Genomic DNA, 16,255 nt, shown 5'->3' with positions numbered 1-16,255 from the left:
TTCCTTTAATTATAGATAATAGTTATTCAGGGCGGTTAGAAATCGAGAGTTTTGTTCTTTGGTTCCAATGGTGACTCTTATGTAATTATTCATTTTATAGGCATGTAGTGGTCTTACAATAATACCATTATTCAGTAAATAATTATAAAGTCCCATACAATCTTCTTTACAATCAAAGGTAAGGAAGTTACATAGCGATGTTAAATAATTGATGCCCAAGCGATCCAAACCATCTCGCATCTGAATCATTCCCTCGTTATTGGTTTGTAGACTTCTTTCAATGAAGTCCTCATCATCTAAAGCAGCTTTAGCGGCAGTGAGAGCAACCTGGTTCACTGTAAAAGGCAATTGAACACGCTGTAGGATAGAGATGATATCCGGGTTTGCGATTGCATAACCCAAGCGTAACCCCGCCATTCCATATATTTTTGAAAAAGTTCGGGTAATTACTAAATTCGGGTGCTCTTTCAGCCAGCCGATACTGTTGCAGTTCATTGCCGAAACAGCATATTCATAATAGGCTTCATCAAGAACTAACAGGGTGGAGGCCGGTATCTGTTCTAATAAATATTTGATTTCTTCCTGACTTGTTAATAACCCTGTTGGATTATTCGGGTTAGCTAAAAAAATCAGACCCGTTTGATCGGTGCATGCATTAATTAGATTATCGCAGTTAATATGCCAGTCGTCTTTGATTGCAACACTGTGGACGGGAATATTCAAGGTATTGGCTTGAATGGCATAAGTACTGAACGCATAATCATGAGTCAGAATATGTTTGTTTGTATGCGATGCAAAACTATTCAATAAGATATTGACTATAAAATCGGAGCCATTGCTAAGGAATAACTGATCAGTAGTTATATCCAGATGACTGGCAAGTTTGGGCATTAGTGGGTGATTGTTTGGTGAAGGGTACGTCGCTATGACTTGAGAGGGCATGTTTCGTAATGCGGTTAATGCCTTTGGACTGCAACCCAACGGGTTTTCATTCGATGCCAGCTTGATTATATCGCTAAGCCCTTTCTCACGAGCCAGTTCTTCAATGGACTTGCCAGGTTTATAGGGAACCAGAGACCGTATTCCTGGATGGGGTAGTTGTTGAAAATCAATGGACATAAAGAGTTCCTTTCCAAAAAATTGAATTTCATATTACCTAAGCATGTCCTTGCTGTCACGAATGAATTCACTAAATTGTGGGAGCGATTGAATTGCAGCACCAGGTTAAACTCGGAGGAAGACTCATTTTTAAAAACTGGTTTTGATTTAATTTAAATTACACTTTTTTTCAGTTACACCTCCTCGGAAGGCGAGGATCCATCCTAAAAATTAGCACAAAGCCACATTGTTGCATGGATCCCCGCTTTCGCGAGGATGACGTATAAAAGATAGAGAACGCCCGGGGTTTGAACTTGAGAGCTCCTCACTTTTTAAACATACACCATGATGAGTCTTAATTGTCCATTTTTATAGGGTTGTCATCCTCGCGAATGCGGGGATCCATTCTAAAAAATAGCACAAAGCCACATTGTTGTATGGATCCCCGCTTTCGCGAGGATGACGTAATTTAACTCAGTGTGAATTAACTAAGGCCTATAAGATGATTACATAAATGTCAGGATACCTCAGCACTCTCGCGAGAGTGACCCTAATTTTTGTTGCATTTTAAATAAGAGGGCGCTAATCTTCTGCCGGCATCCAACCTCAGGAAGAAGTATTATGAAGCAGCTCAAGGGATTTTCCCTTATTGAAGTGCTGGTTTCTTTAATGCTGGTGACCACTATCGCACTGGCTTTATTACAACAGCAATGGAACACACGTCAATTTATTAATCAATTGGTCTTGCATGCAGGAGCATCCCATTTTCTTGATATTGTGAGTGAATCTGTATATGGTCAAGTGAGTACAATGCCCCCTGCGCCCGCTCCCTATCATCTGAATGTTCGAAAAGAATCAAGTCGTATCATTGTGCAGGTTGAGTGGTTCAATCGCACAGAATCCATAACCCGTAAAGTAAAAAAAGCGGATGTGGTCTAATGAACAGGCAAATAGGGTTTAGCTTATCTGAAGTATTAATCAGTTTATTTCTAACAAGTATTATTTTATCGACCCTGATTCACATGTATTTAAGTACCAAACGTCAATATCTGGAATTTCAGAACCTTCTGGAAAAGCGTTTTGAGTTGCAATGGGTCACTGATTTGTTAACTGACAGCATTAGAAGAGCTGGATTTACTCCATGTTTGGGCATAGAGCAATTACAGACTGTGGACATGCGCAAGGTGGGACAAACTCTTTGGGGCATTAAAAGTGAGAATCAATCGAGGCCATCTATTCGCATAAACCGAATGAGTGATGTTTTTTCAGAAAACGTTTCGTTCCTCAGCCCAACCGAGTTGGTTGTTTCCTCTCCCGTAGTGGTGAATGAGCGTCGACCATTAGTTATTGCTGATTGTACCCACGCAGAAGTTCATCAGATACTGAAAGTAGAACAAACGACTGATGGTCAGCTTATTACTTTGGCCAAACCCAGAATGTACACTTACGAAAATTCTGTATATGCAGGAGAGTGGTTGGAGGAACAATGGTTCATAAAACCTAATGCACAACATATTGATACGTTGCATTATCAGTTGGGTCAAACTGAAGAATTATCGCCTTATATTCAGTCACTATTTACCACACAGCAAAGCATTCACGGCAAAAAAATTGTTAAGATAAAAATGGGACTTGAACACGACAAGACACATGAACTCATTGTTGTGGTCCGTGGAGCATGAACAGACGGTGTGATGGATTTATTTTATTGATGACCCTTTGCACAATATCCGTCATCAGTCTGTTGATTCTAACCTGCATCCAACATGTATTCTTATACAGTAGGGCTTTAAACCGACAGGAATATCAGCATCAGAATTTTTATCAAATGGAAGATACCCTGATGCAGTTAACAGAACTACAACTGCATTTAATTGACAGGGAGTGTATTATTCCGAGGAAAGGCGCTGACAAAGTAATTGGCAAATTAGCTAAAAATGAGGGCTGTTTGGTGCCTGGTGGTGATAAACGATACCGATATTTGATGGAAGACCTGGGAGATTTTCCCTGTGTGGTTACGCAGAAGGAGGGGAAACTGCTTTCGACACGTCATATTCGAATTACCTTATTGCAGAGTCCTGATGAATACAATCCTACTCCATCAGTTTTACAGGTAAGGAATATAAAAGACATTCCCTCCGAATCATGTCATGGAGAATTACATCAAGTGTCTACCGGTATCAGCAGCTGGCGGTATATCCCTGATGTTCAAAGCAGGGGTATTGATGCTCGATAATCGGTTATGATCAGTCAATAATGCGTCTGGATTCACTTGAGTATGTAGTTGCAAGGTTGTATTGTTATAAACATACATAATGAAAAGGTTTCATGGATGCGTTTATTCAATGTTTCCGAATTTAAATATTGGCCACAAATCAGTGTGGTTTTATTATTGTTGGCCGGTTACGGCTGCTATCGCTATTTTGCATATTATGATACTCGTTCAAATGATTCCTACGTTTCTGCAAATCTTGTCAATATGGCGTCTTTGGTTTCAGGTCCAGTAACTCGATTATACATTAGAGAAAATCAGAAGGTTAAGAAAGGCGATAAACTCATTGAAATCGATCCTCTCCCCTATATTTATGCCTTAAGGCAGGCTAAAGCAAAACTGAATATAGCCAAATTAAATTATGAGAATGATAAATTAGCTGTAGTTAAGGCAGAACAACATTTGAAGCAATGCAGAATAATGCTGAGTTTAACTCAAGATCATTATAAACGTTATCAACCATTAGAATTGAAGGGGGATGTGCCTGAAATTATTCTGATTAATTTAACAGATAAAATGAAAGAGCAGGCCGCAGCGATAGCTCAAGCAGAGCAAGAGTTAAAAATTGCGCAAACAAATTTGGATGATAATGAGATTTTAGCGGCGCAGGCAGAACTGGATCAGGCCATTTATTTGAGAAATCATACCACGCTTATTGCGCCTGAAGACGGATATATTACCAATTTCAATCTGCGTATTGGTCAGTATATTAAAGTGGGGGAAGGGCTATTCGCTTTAATTGAAACAAAACAATGGTGGGTAGAAACTCGGTACCGAGAAACTGTAATACGAAAGATCCAACCCGGAGACAAAGCTAAAATTATGATCGATATGTATCCTGGTAAAGTATTTCATGGTCATGTGAAAAGTATTGGTTGGGGTATTAATCGGGTGGCTCGAGGGAACGTCGCCAATTCAACTTTGGTTTATATGAAGGCTACTGAAGATTGGATCCGAATCGCGCAGCGATTTCCTGTACGAATTTATATAGATGATCTGACCGATGACTATCCTATGCGAATAGGGGCCAGCGCCACAACAATAACCTACAGGTGATCTGGTGTTCATTTGGCCGCAGAGCGTTGAAAACCGGGCAGCTATAAGAACTGCTTTAGCAACCTTGATTGCCGTATTGATTTCTTTCAAATTTCATCTGGATACCCCTTACTGGTCCGGAATGACCGTAGTTATTGTATCTAATTTGTATACAGGCTCTATTATCGATAAAGCAATGATGCGTATTATTGGTACTATTGCTGGCGCATTTTTGGGGTATTTTATTGCTGGGCTCGTTGTTAACAGTTTTCTCCTTTATTTACTGTGCTGCTTCCTGATTATTGCCATCAGTGTTTATTTTTTTAATTACAGTAAATACGGTTATGCTTATCTATTAGGTGCTTTATGTGTATTCATCGTTATTTCCCAGGTTGCGTTAAACCCGCAAAATGCTTTTTATGTGGCGATCTGGCGATCTGTTGAAATTGGTATCGGGGTTTTAGTTGCCGCGTTAAGCGCGTATGCCATTTTTCCCAATCATATTAAAGACAATATTGTTCTACAGGTTCATGACATTTTTGATGATTTTTTAGCTGAATTTGAACAATTGCACATGGTGATTATTAATACCAGTGAGGATAATTCAGAACTGGCTGCTCGTAGTTTAAAAATAAAGAAAAAATTACGAACTGCGATCGAATTGATCGGGGCACTAAACCAGGAACTGGGTGTCAAAAAGGAGCATGTAGATAAAATACGTGCCTATCTCGATACCCTGTGTTCCATTTCACGACAGTTTCAATATCTCATTATTATTCAACCACAATCTGCGGAATTAGCATCATTAAAAACATTAGATATCGAGCCATTATTCGCTGCTATTGAGCATGATTTATTAGAGCTTCAATCCAAGTTTAACACGCTCCAGACTGAACCTATTATTTTGCAAACTGGCGATGCATTGGTTCATTTCGAACAAAAACTTTATAGTAAAAAAGACAAGTTTTCAGTTAAAAGTGATTTTATTTATTCATTTATTCATTATCTGAAACAGCTAAATCAGAATTTTATTCTCATTAAATCATTATTTTCTCCAAATCCCATATCGATTACTCCAAAATATAAAGTCATTAGCAAGCAACAACGTTTGCGTTCGGATTACGATTTGATTAAACACTGTATTAAAGCAGGATTATCCGTTCTATTGGCTCTAGGATTTTGGCTGGTAAGTGATTGGCCTGGTGGATTAAATGGAATAATCAGTAGTTTGATTATATCAATAAAAGGTAAAAATCTTTTTGATATGAAGCACGTCAGTCTTCATCGATTAACTGGATGTTTTTTAGGTGGAGGGATCGCGTTAATCTCTTTAAGTGTGTTTGAGATGGATCTGTTTGATTTAATTATCATCGTATTATTTTTTGTCTGGGCATTCAGCTATTTTATGTTCAAATTTACCCAATATTCATATATTGGTTTACAGGCTAATATTGCCTTAATCATTACTCTTGCTCAGCAAGGTGGCCCTCCTTTAGGACTTGATCCCCCTTTAGAACGACTTGCTGGAATTGTTATTGGGATCGTAGCCACTTTTATTGTTGCTAATGTTGTGTGGCGCTCTGATGTGTGGACTATATTAAAACGTTATATAGATAAGTTGCATAAGTTCACTGCATTTAATTTGGAACAAGTTCTTCTGGTTGCTGAGGATCAACGTTCTCAGCATGATTTGGCTAATCTCTTTTGGCTGTCTCGAGGTTTAATCGCGTCATTAGGTAATGAGAATCTAAGTCTTAAGAAGCAAAATTTGTTAAGTACCTTTACCCTATGCTTTGACTCATTGGTAATTGTTCAGGCAACAATCAGTCATATATTAGTTACTATAGATTTGGAAAGGGCACATGCAACAGCTTCAATGTTTCATTTTGATTTGCTCTCCTATGAGAACAAATTGATAGAGTTATTTAAACGTCGTGACAGTTCAGGAGGGTTGAATTTAAGCCAGATTTTTGTTGATTTTGTAACAAATATAGAAACACACCCCATGTTTTCGCGTGTGGATGATGAAGAGCTACGTAATTTATTAGCCTATATAAATGCCTTGAAACTGGTGTCTTTAAGAATTATTTGACTGCTTTTTTCAAAAAAAATGACCTGGAAAAAAATTGAATAAAAACAATGATTAATTTGTTTCTGGAAGTGTAGTATGAGTCAACCACGGTAAATTTTAGTTGCAATTTACTCCATCACGTGTAAAAATTGACCTCTTATGAAATCAAAAATAATCTATTTTACAGTAGCCCTGGTGTTAATGGGCATTGGTATTTCGGTATGGTGGTATTGGCCACCCAAACCCACTTTCCGTCAGGTTAATTTTAATCAATTACCGGGGTGGGATGCTGCCGAATTTAAAAAATCCCTAATGACATTCCAAACTTCCTGTCGTGCGTTTATCAAACAGGATCCGGAACGTGCTGTTGGCACCGATAAAATTGATTTACAGGCGAAAGACTGGCAGCCAGCGTGTCATGCTGCACTAAAACTAAATCCTGTCAGTGAACAATCGGCAAAATTGTTTTTTCAAAAATGGTTCTCTCCTGTTGAGTTTTATGATGGAAAACCGGTAAAGGGATTATTTACCGGTTATTATATGCCTTCATTAAAAGGCAGCTACAAGAAAACTGAAGAATTTAGTGTTCCGCTCTATGAATTGCCCAGTAATTTAGTGACTATCGATTTGGGACTCTTTATTCCTCATATGAAAAATCGCAAAATTGTTGGGCGTATTACGGGCAATAAAATTGTACCGTACTATACTCGAGAGCAAATTAATAAAGGAGCCATTAAAGACTCAGCAAAAGTTTTGCTTTGGATTCACAGCCCTATAGACCGATTATTCCTGGAAATTCAAGGGTCGGGTATTGTAGAACTTGAAGACGGATCACGAGTATTTGTTGGCTATGATGGTCAAAATGGTGCTCCTTATACTGCTATAGCCGGTGTATTAATTAAAAAAGGCATCATGACAAAACACAATGCGTCTATGCAGGCAATTAAACGATATTTGGAAGCGCACCCCAAGCAAATGGATAAGATCATCAATAAAAATAAATCATTTGTATTCTTCCGTAAGTTATCATTAGATGCTGCCTTGGGTTCTCAGGGGGTTGCACTTACTCCGGGGTACTCACTTGCTATTGATAGAGAGTGGATTCCTATGGGAGCTCCGCTTTGGCTAAGTACTACTCGACCTGACAGTAAAGATCCTAATGTGAATAAGCCCATGCAGCGATTGATGATCGCTCAGGATACCGGGGGTGCTATTCGCGGTAAAGTGAGAGGGGACGTATTTTGGGGCGGTGGTGACAAGGCGACTTTAATTGCAGGCCACATGAAAAATGAAGGGCACTATTGGTTGCTATTACCACGTCACGCTGTATCTCGAATAGAAAAACTCGCTTGATTTATTACTCATTGACACAGCTCGGTCTGATTGCGAATGTAGCCTGTATTAGACGAAGTCGTAATACAGGATCACGCTCATCAACTAAAGCTCCGTTGTGGATTGCTTCACGTTGCTCACAAAGACGGGGTATTTCCTTGAACATCGAGACTTAAATAAATACATTCCTGGCTTTATAAATTAGGAGAGGAGTACTTAATTCTCGGTGCATTGTCTAGATACCGTGCATAAAGCACGGTACGTCGACGTTTAGAGGTAATTAAAATAAAGAATCCCCAATAGACCCGTCTATTATGGTTTAGTCTCTTCTTTGGGCTCACTCTCAACTGCGGGAGTTGCGGCTGAAGAATCATTAATAACTGGAGCTGTATTACCTTTTAAGGCCTCTGCTAGAGTAATAAATTTATATCCATTACTTCGATACAGTTCAATAATATCCGCCAGGCATAAACTATTAAGCAAGTTAGCATGGATCAGTAGAATATGTTTTATCGGCTGGCCTTCCACTTTTTTTGCTTTTTTATCTGCTTTTAGAGTCTGACTCCAGATAAAAGCAAGGTATCTTTTTTTGAATGAATTGATGCTTTGAGGTCTTTTTCTGTAGGGAATTCTATAGAACTGCGCATTAAATTCGTAATCCTTACTGTCTATAGTTACAGGAGCTATTGTGTATTGGTGCTCTGCCAGCCATTCCTGCACTTTCTGTTTTTTTTCACCCTTGCCTTCCGCTAGATAGGGATAACGGAAATATTTAGGCTCAGTCATTACAGGTGCCAAAGTAGTGTCTGCTCGTTCTATATCTGCAATATATTTTTCTGCAGACATTCCATTTAAGCTCTTATGAGTATAAGTATGATTGCCTATCGTTAAGCCTTGGTTCCGAAACGTTTCTAATAAATCCCATTCATTCTTGGCTACAGCTCCTCCTATGGCAAAACCCGTTGCTGGTACCTGATTTTCTACCAGTGTATTTACAATTGCCATAAATCGATCTTGCGTTCTTTTTAAATTTCCAGGGGTATTGGTACCCGAACCAACGAATGGCAAGTCATCTATAGTTATCGCAATTTCATGTTCCTCAGCAAAACAAGAAGAATTCAGCAGAACAAATAAAGAAGCTATCCCTAGCCATCGCATGAACATGGTTTTCCCCCCACTCGGATTTTCATAATCCGTTGTTATTTTAGTTAGTTATTTTAACTATAGTCCAGGTTTTGGATTTGTTCCTCATATTAGAAAAAATAGTGTCTATTCAACGAACTTTAAGTAGAATGAGCACAGTTTCCTGATTAAGGAAATGGATCGAGACAGGAGTTACGTTATAAAGGAGTAAGCGATGACGCAAGAAAAATATGAGCAAGATAATTCACAGAATAATCCAGAAGGTAACAGTCAATTAGGCCCTGATGTATATGAAAGTGCACGAAAATTAAATGTTCAGCTCGCAACCAGGGGACCCGCTATTCTCTATGCGCTGGGAAAAGCAACGGAACATGTAACTAAAAATAATATTGTTACGGCAGTAGGTGGAATGGTTGTTGGAGCCATTGGCTTTTTTGGTAACAGGTATTATAGAAATAAAGGAGATGATTCAGCCTATTCCTATATGGGACAGATAGTAGGCGGAGTACAGTTTACGGCCGGTTTTTTGTTGCTTGCGGCAGAGGCTTATGAAATATACTCCAGTAGTGGCGATCCAAGTCCATTTTTAGATGTGATTAAAATGTCTGGAGTTGCTTTGTCCTTAACGGAGAGCGCATTGGTTCTGGTTAACTCTTATCTTTATGGGGATAGTGTCCCTAAAACCGCAGCGCCGAGACCGAAGATGAGTTAGAACAGATTAAACTGGCGCACCAGTATATGAGAAAACAAGTGTGTCATTACGTATTAATGAAAGGTATAATATTTTTGTATTGTTTATAAGGTTGTTATCCTCGCGAAAGCGCTGAGGAATCCTAGCATTTAATTGCTTGGATGGTTAATTTGAGATCTATCTGGTTACAATGAACGTCATTCCCGCGAAGGCGGGAATCCATGCATCAAATGAGCACTTGATTGTGTTTGCTTCATGGATCCTCGCCTTCGCGAGGATGACCCAAGATGGAACAGTCTGAATTAGCTTAGATCTATGAAGTGAATAAATAAATGCCAAGACTCCTCAGCGCGAAGGCGGGGATCTATCCTAAAAATTTGTACAATGCCACATTTTAAATGGATCCCCGCTTTCGTGAGGTTGATGTATATAAAGTGAGGATCGCTCAGCCTCACATCGCTTCATTTAGGGCTTTCAGATCACTTGTGAACAAACCCTATAATATTAAAAAACTGGTTTCCAGGACTAAACTGAATAAAGGACTGATCATGGCTTACGTTTTACCTAAACCCGCATCGTACGCGTTTTTATTCACTGCTGCTCTTTATCTTATACTAGTATCTTTTATTAGTTATCCTCTTAATACATTATTAAAACCAATACCTATAGCCTGTTTGATCCTTGCTGTTTTGCAACGCGACATGCTGTCCTGGACCAAAATGGCGTTAGTTGCTGCTCTAGGTTTCTCTTTGGCTGGTGATATCATATTAACAGTGCCTGTCGCACTGCAATTGGAGTTGGGCATAGGCTGTTTTTTATTAGCCCATTGCTGTTATATAGCTCTCTTTATAAAGTCCTTTAAGTACAATGGAGTACATTTAGCGTACTTTGCGCCAGTCTTGTTAGTCATGGGATTTATCGCTTATATGATGATTCCCTACTTGGGGGCCTTGTTGATTCCCGTGATGGTTTATTTTTGCGTTTTAATGTTTATGGCTTTTACGGCATTTCAGGTCAAGAGTGAAAGTTTAATCATTGGAAGTGGTGCATTATTTTTTCTAATCTCTGATTTAAGCCTCGCTCTTAATTTGTTTATTTATCCACAAGTGGATGTACGCATATTTGTCATGTTTACTTATTATGTAGCTCAATTTTTGTTAACCTGGGGAGTTGTAAGCAGTTACAGGTCAATATCTCTAGAATAGTACCTAATAGATCCCTTAGGTTGCTTTTATGCTGCTCTTAAGTTCATAAAAAGGATCTTTATCTGCTGGCTGATGCAAGCAAATGCACAGGATTAAATTGTTGAAAATAATCGTGTGCATTGCTTTTCGTTCTGGACCGCGCCATAAGAAAGCGAGTAGTTTCATTTATTTACTTTGCAGTATTAATATTGACTGGTTTTAATTGATACCGGTTCAAGAGCACTAATTGAGTTATACTTAAATAACCCATAAGGAAGGGTTGTTGATCAATTGCATAGTCAACCAGTTTTCTTTTGATTAAAGCTTGGGTGTTAGGGGTTGCATCAAATGAATATACATGAGGCTTGTAATCAAAATGATAGCGCTCAGGGTGTTTCAGCATTTGTCCCAGAGGGTCTAGGGCTTGAGAGGTTAAACAAAAAATCACGTTGGTCTCAGGATGGAGCAAAAAGTAGGACTTGATTCGGGCTTGAACTTGATTTGCATCAGTGCCTACATCCAGTTCCTCAAAGGGAACTTTTTGTTCGTTCAGGACGGTTTTAATTCCTTTAGAACGCATTTCAAGCCCTATATGTCCTGGTTGAGGATTAATAATAAGGGCTCTCTGCTCCGAAACGGTCAATTCTTTTGCTTTTTGAGCCAGCATTTTACCTGCTAATTGATTATCTGAACCTAAAAAAGCGAGATAGGGATTTTTATTTTTATCCTTGGGTTTTGTATCAAAAGCTATGACCGGAATGTTGCTCTTTTTCGCATGATTCAGGCTTTTGGTAAAGGCTGTATCGGAGGGAATGGTCGTAGCAACCCCCAATGGATGAGTCGCCAGCGCACTATCAATAAATTGTACTTGTTTAGGCACGTCATTTGCGCCGGATGGGGCTAAAATCTGTACCTCTATTTTTAATTCTTCTGCGGCTTTTTTGGCGCCTTCAAATAAACTCAGCCAATAAGGATCTTGTGATCCATGCGTAATCAAATAATATTTATCTCCAGCATATGCCAGGCAATGACTGAACAGTAGAGAAAAAAAAGAGAGAAGTATTAAATAGATTCTCATAGATAAATCCTTTGATGGTTGTGTTCATTAATTACTAGAGAGCCATGAGCGAGTTGGACGATGCGATCAGCCGTTTCTGCAACATGTTCCATGCGATGAGTAATAAAGATAATTGCCATTCCTGTGGCCGCAATTCTCTTTATGTTCTCAATCACTTCATATGCCTGCTGAGGGGAGAGGGCACTGGTGGGTTCATCCAGTATGAGAAGTTTTGCGTTAAAATGTTTGGCACGACAAATTGCAAGTATTTGTCGCTCTCCACCAGATAATGTTTTAACCGGAGTGCAGGGGTTTAGTTGACGTAGGAGTTTAAAATCCTCAAGAGATTCCTGAGTGAGTTGCTGCATGCGTTTTATGTCTAATCGACGAAACGGCCCATAATGTTTAACCAGTTCATTTCCTAAAAAGAAATTACGCCAAAGTGACAGTTCATCGACTAAGGCTAAGTGTTGATATACTGCTTGTATACCAAGACTGCGTGCTTGACGAGGCGCATTAAATTGATTAAATCGAATACGTTGACCATTCCAATAGATACTCCCGGCGTCAGGTTGGGTGTAACCGGTTATTATTTTAACCAATGTCGATTTACCAGCACCATTGTCTCCAATTAAGGCAATAATTTGGCCTGGATACAGTTCAAAAGATACTTTATTGAGAATTTGATTTGAACCATATTTTTTACCTATATGATCCAGTTTGAGTAAGATGTGTTTTTGTGCTTCGGCAATCATCGAGCATTCCGTGCAGATAAGTTAATTGTTACAGCCAAGATTAAAATGATTCCAACAAAGCACCGATACCAATAGGTCGATACTCCAATTTGGACTAATCCAGTATCTACAGTGCTAATCAGCAGGGTTCCTAATGCTGCACTTAATAATGACCCTTTACCGCCTTTAAGAGAGGTACCTCCGATGACTGTTGCAGCAATAGCATATAATTCATACTGATCTCCTGCAAGGGGAGATAAGCTGTTGAGATGGCTAAATTGAGTTGCTCCTGCAAGAGCCGTCAGCAATCCACACAGGGCAAAACAGTAGAATTTTATTTTTATTGTATTGATACCTGATAGGTAAGCAACATCAGTATTGTATCCTGTGGCATAGATGTGATTGCCTAATTTAGTCCACTGAAGCACGTAGGTGAGATAAAGTCCGATGATAAACCACCAAAGGAATGACGCTAATAAATTGTGGTTCAATTCACCTGCCAGAATAGTCATAATGAGGTTATTATCTTCTATGGATATGGGTAGTCCCTGCGTATATAAAAGAATAAAACTACGAACAATGAGCATGGTACCCAAAGTTACAATAAATGAAGGAATTTTAATAAAAACAGTTAAAGCAGCATTGATTAATCCAATAAAGGTGCCTGTTAACAAGGAAATGAATAAAGCAAAACACCCATTAACACCTGATAGAGAAAGTGAGCCAAATAGTATTCCGGATAAAGCAAAATTGGCACCCACAGAAAGATCGAATTCTCCGGCAATCAGTAATAAGGTAACGCCGAGTACAACAATGCCTAAATCAGCTGCAGAACCAAGAATGCTTGCCCAGGTCGTTGCAGAGAGGAAGTCAGGAGAAAAGAGGGCAAATAGACTCACAAGTCCAATAAAAGGGATTAATACTCCTGTAAACATATTATGGTTTATCTTATACATGGTGAAACCCATATAAATTGATTAGGCGGAGTGTACTTAATTTTAGAACGATAATTAAGAGGTATTAAATTTATATTTTGAGCGGTGTAATTGATTTCCAAAGGTTGACCTTTGTTGTTGATTTCGCATGAATCAAGCTACACTAGTAATACTATGGATTGGACGAATCGGATGGTGTCATGGGTAAATTAAAAGGTGGACAACTTGTTGTAAAATGTTTGGAAGCACAAGGTGTTGAGTTCGTATTTGGTATTCCTGGCGCAAAAATTGATACGGTTTTTGATGCTCTTGAAGACTCATCTATTCAATTAATCTTATGCCGTCATGAGCAAAATGCCGCATTTATGGCGCAAGCATATGGACGTTTAACAGGTAAACCTGGTGTTGTTTTAGTCACCTCCGGACCCGGTGTTTCGAACCTGGCTACTGGATTATTGACCGCTACGACTGAAGGCGATCCTATAGTCGCTATTGGTGGAAATGTTCCTCGCAGCATGGCATTAAAGGAGTCCCATCAAAATACGAATAATGTCGCACTAATGTCTCCAGTAACTAAAACCAGTGCTGAGGTTTTAGTACCGCAAATGATTCCAGAAGTTATTGCTAATGCATTTCGTTGCGCTACTGCGCCTAAAAGGGGCGCTTGTTTTATTAGCTTGCCGCAGGACGTATTAACCGAAATGGTCAATGTGCCTGTAATTAAACCATTGGACCCTATTCGTTATGGTGTTGCGCATAAACATTCTTTACAAGCTGTTGCAGATACGATTAATGCAGCACAATTTCCGGTGTTATTATTAGGGCAGGAAGCAAGCCGACCAGAAAATACTATGGCTATCCGGGCTTTATTAGAAAAAACTCACTTGCCGACTGTTGGAACTTTTCAGGCTGCTGGCGTGGTTTCAAGAAGCCTGGTTTCCTGCTTTGCTGGAAGGGTAGGTTTGTTTTGTAATCAACCTGGTGATCAACTGTTGAATAAGGCTGATGCAGTAATCACTGTTGGATTAAACATGGCGGAGTATGACCCGGAAACCTGGAATGTTGGAAAACAGAGAACAATCATCCATATTGACTATTTACCAGCAAAAATACATGAAGCGTACCAGCCGAACTATGAACTTCTTGGCGATGTGGATGCGAATATTGCTGTTTTAACGGATTTATTAGATGCAGCTATGGTTGCTCAAAATGACAAGCATGTGAAACCTTATCATGATGCGCATCAAAAAATCATTCAAAGTGGTGAACATTTATCAAAAGGAAACCTCCTGCATCCCTTGCATTTTATCCATGAGTTACGAAATGCCATTGATGATGATGCTTATGTTGTGTGTGATATTGGTTCTGTTTATATTTGGATGGCACGTTACTTTTTATCCTATGAACCTCATCACCTTTTATTTAGTAATGGTCAACAAACTCTGGGTGTGGGGTTACCTTGGGCAATGGCCGTGAATTTTGTTCATCCTGATAAACGCATTGTGTCATTGTCAGGTGATGGAGGATTTTTGTTTTCAGCTATGGAGCTAGAAAATGCGGTTCGACACAAACAGAATTTCGTTCATTTTATCTGGCGTGATAATTGTTACAATATGGTGAAAGAACAGGAACTAATGAAATACAAGCGCGGCTCAGGTGTGGATTTTGGCACAGTTAATATAGTTGATTTTGCCAAGGCATTTGGGGCAACCGGATATGAGTTAAAACACCCCTCTGATTTTAAATCATTGCTCCATGAAGCGCTTGCTCAAAAAGGACCGGTAATCGTCGATATTCCGATTGATTACTCCGATAATCCCAAGCTGTTTGAAGCGGTGAATAGTAGTACTGGAAATTAAGTCGTTCTCTATCATTTTAATCCGTACCCATCATGTGATGGGGGACGGATTTAGCAATGCTTATTTTTGTTTTTCAATTGCCCTTGTTGCACCGTGTAATTCTTGGGCGCCAATTTTTAATTCGCTAAACGCTTCTGATTCGATTAACGCAATCTCATAATTTTTAATCATACACACTTTAATTGTTGCTGATTTAAATTTAAATTGAAACACATGGCCTCCCTTCATATCGTCGGGATTTAAAAAATGCATGTGATGTCCTGGGATGTTTAATGTTGAAAAATATTCAGGAAAGCGAAATCCTGCAAACACACCGTTGATGTTTTGATAATTGAAATTGACTTGGACTGTGGGAAATGTTTTAACGAGTGATTGATACGGTTTGGGTTGACACGCCTCAGAGCGACAATCGATTTCATCCAATATGCATTCAAAGCGATAGGCATATATATAATTTAAGGAAGGGAGCTTTTTATCAAATTCCTCAGAAAAATGATCGAAGCTTTCGATGTTGTTTAATTCAAATTGATGTGTTTCTTCAAAGTGAACCACCCATGCAAACGGGGTTTTTTGTTGTGGATCGACAGGATGAGCAATACCGTCTTCGAGTATTCGATAAAATTGGCCATCAAAACCTATTAACTCGCCATGTACTGCATCAAAAGTTCCAATTCCAAAATTACCTTTTTCGCTCAAAGTCTTGAGAGTGCAATCTCCATCATAGACTTTATCGATGAATCCGCATAATGCCCCAGTTTGAAACAGTCTATTATTAGAACAGGCCATATTCGTTATCCTTGTAAGACATTTGATGCCATTTCTTAATTATAGCTGCCTTTAACCA

The 16,255-nt window shown here is 39.0% G+C and carries 17 protein-coding genes; 9 read left to right on the top strand and 8 right to left on the bottom strand.

Annotated features, from left to right (window positions below):
- Positions 1-9 precede the first annotated feature (9 nt).
- Positions 10-1,119 carry a histidinol-phosphate transaminase gene (gene hisC, locus IZU94_RS05730; protein ID WP_203108853.1) on the bottom strand — a complete coding sequence of 370 codons (1,110 nt, stop codon included), beginning with the start codon at positions 1,117-1,119 and terminating at the stop codon, positions 10-12.
- Between the two features lie 600 nt (positions 1,120-1,719).
- Between hisC and IZU94_RS05725 the strand changes: the two genes are divergently transcribed.
- The 6 genes from IZU94_RS05725 (at position 1,720) to mltA (ending at position 7,829) form a co-directional block, all read left to right on the top strand.
- Positions 1,720-2,037, top strand: a complete 318-nt coding sequence (locus IZU94_RS05725) for a type IV pilus modification PilV family protein (RefSeq protein WP_203108851.1) — start codon at positions 1,720-1,722, stop codon at positions 2,035-2,037.
- A complete protein-coding gene (locus IZU94_RS05720) occupies positions 2,037-2,780 on the top strand; it encodes a PilW family protein (RefSeq protein WP_203108849.1) in 744 nt (247 codons plus the stop codon). The genes IZU94_RS05725 and IZU94_RS05720 overlap by 1 nt, the downstream gene beginning before the upstream one ends.
- On the top strand, positions 2,777-3,334 hold the full coding sequence (locus IZU94_RS05715) for a hypothetical protein (RefSeq protein WP_203108847.1): 558 nt from the start codon (positions 2,777-2,779) through the stop codon (positions 3,332-3,334). The genes IZU94_RS05720 and IZU94_RS05715 overlap by 4 nt, the downstream gene beginning before the upstream one ends.
- A 96-nt stretch (positions 3,335-3,430) precedes the next feature.
- Entirely contained in the window at positions 3,431-4,426 is a 996-nt protein-coding gene (locus IZU94_RS05710) for an HlyD family secretion protein (protein WP_203108845.1), read from the top strand.
- 4 nt (positions 4,427-4,430) lie between these two features.
- Positions 4,431-6,497, top strand: a complete 2,067-nt coding sequence (locus tag IZU94_RS05705) for an FUSC family protein (protein ID WP_369411313.1) — start codon at positions 4,431-4,433, stop codon at positions 6,495-6,497.
- A gap of 138 nt (positions 6,498-6,635) precedes the next feature.
- Entirely contained in the window at positions 6,636-7,829 is a 1,194-nt protein-coding gene (mltA, locus tag IZU94_RS05700; protein ID WP_203108842.1) for a murein transglycosylase A, read from the top strand.
- A gap of 4 nt (positions 7,830-7,833) precedes the next feature.
- On the opposite strand, the gene IZU94_RS05695 is transcribed toward mltA, so the two are convergent.
- Positions 7,834-7,974, bottom strand: a complete 141-nt coding sequence (locus IZU94_RS05695) for a hypothetical protein (RefSeq protein WP_203108840.1) — start codon at positions 7,972-7,974, stop codon at positions 7,834-7,836.
- Between the two features lie 146 nt (positions 7,975-8,120).
- Positions 8,121-8,972: a polysaccharide deacetylase family protein gene (locus IZU94_RS05690; protein ID WP_203108838.1), complete on the bottom strand. Its 852-nt coding sequence runs from the start codon at positions 8,970-8,972 to the stop codon at positions 8,121-8,123.
- A gap of 193 nt (positions 8,973-9,165) precedes the next feature.
- Here IZU94_RS05690 and IZU94_RS05685 point away from each other — a divergent pair, with 193 nt between their 5' ends.
- Positions 9,166-9,663, top strand: a complete 498-nt coding sequence (locus tag IZU94_RS05685) for a hypothetical protein (RefSeq protein ID WP_203108836.1) — start codon at positions 9,166-9,168, stop codon at positions 9,661-9,663.
- Positions 9,664-10,127: 464 nt separating this feature from the next.
- The gene (locus IZU94_RS05680) at positions 10,128-10,847 is read left to right on the top strand and encodes a lysoplasmalogenase (RefSeq protein ID WP_369411312.1); all 720 of its coding nucleotides are present in this window, start codon (positions 10,128-10,130) and stop codon (positions 10,845-10,847) included.
- 15 nt (positions 10,848-10,862) lie between these two features.
- On the opposite strand, the gene IZU94_RS05675 is transcribed toward IZU94_RS05680, so the two are convergent.
- From IZU94_RS05675 to IZU94_RS05660, 4 genes are read right to left on the bottom strand one after another with little or no spacing between them, the layout of a single operon-like run.
- Entirely contained in the window at positions 10,863-11,012 is a 150-nt protein-coding gene (locus IZU94_RS05675; RefSeq protein WP_203108834.1) for a hypothetical protein, read from the bottom strand.
- 4 nt (positions 11,013-11,016) lie between these two features.
- Positions 11,017-11,904 (bottom strand): substrate-binding domain-containing protein, encoded by an 888-nt coding sequence (locus tag IZU94_RS05670; RefSeq protein WP_203108832.1) that lies wholly within the window; start codon positions 11,902-11,904, stop codon positions 11,017-11,019.
- The gene (locus tag IZU94_RS05665) at positions 11,901-12,638 is read right to left on the bottom strand and encodes an ATP-binding cassette domain-containing protein (RefSeq protein ID WP_203108830.1); all 738 of its coding nucleotides are present in this window, start codon (positions 12,636-12,638) and stop codon (positions 11,901-11,903) included. The genes IZU94_RS05670 and IZU94_RS05665 overlap by 4 nt, the downstream gene beginning before the upstream one ends.
- Positions 12,635-13,573: an ABC transporter permease gene (locus tag IZU94_RS05660; RefSeq protein WP_203108828.1), complete on the bottom strand. Its 939-nt coding sequence runs from the start codon at positions 13,571-13,573 to the stop codon at positions 12,635-12,637. Before IZU94_RS05660 ends, IZU94_RS05665 begins: the two co-directional genes overlap by 4 nt.
- 179 nt (positions 13,574-13,752) lie before the next feature.
- Here IZU94_RS05660 and alsS point away from each other — a divergent pair, with 179 nt between their 5' ends.
- Positions 13,753-15,411, top strand: coding sequence for an acetolactate synthase AlsS (alsS, locus tag IZU94_RS05655; protein ID WP_203108826.1), 1,659 nt, complete (start codon positions 13,753-13,755; stop codon positions 15,409-15,411).
- Positions 15,412-15,471: 60 nt separating this feature from the next.
- Here alsS and budA read toward each other — a convergent pair whose 3' ends face one another.
- Entirely contained in the window at positions 15,472-16,197 is a 726-nt protein-coding gene (gene budA / locus IZU94_RS05650) for an acetolactate decarboxylase (RefSeq protein WP_203108824.1), read from the bottom strand.
- Between the last annotated feature and the right edge of the window lie 58 nt (positions 16,198-16,255).

Origin of the sequence: Legionella bononiensis, from assembly GCF_016786215.1 — a bacterium.
Lineage (GTDB): Bacteria > Pseudomonadota > Gammaproteobacteria > Legionellales > Legionellaceae > Legionella > Legionella bononiensis.
This window is presented reverse-complemented; position numbering and strand designations above follow the sequence as displayed.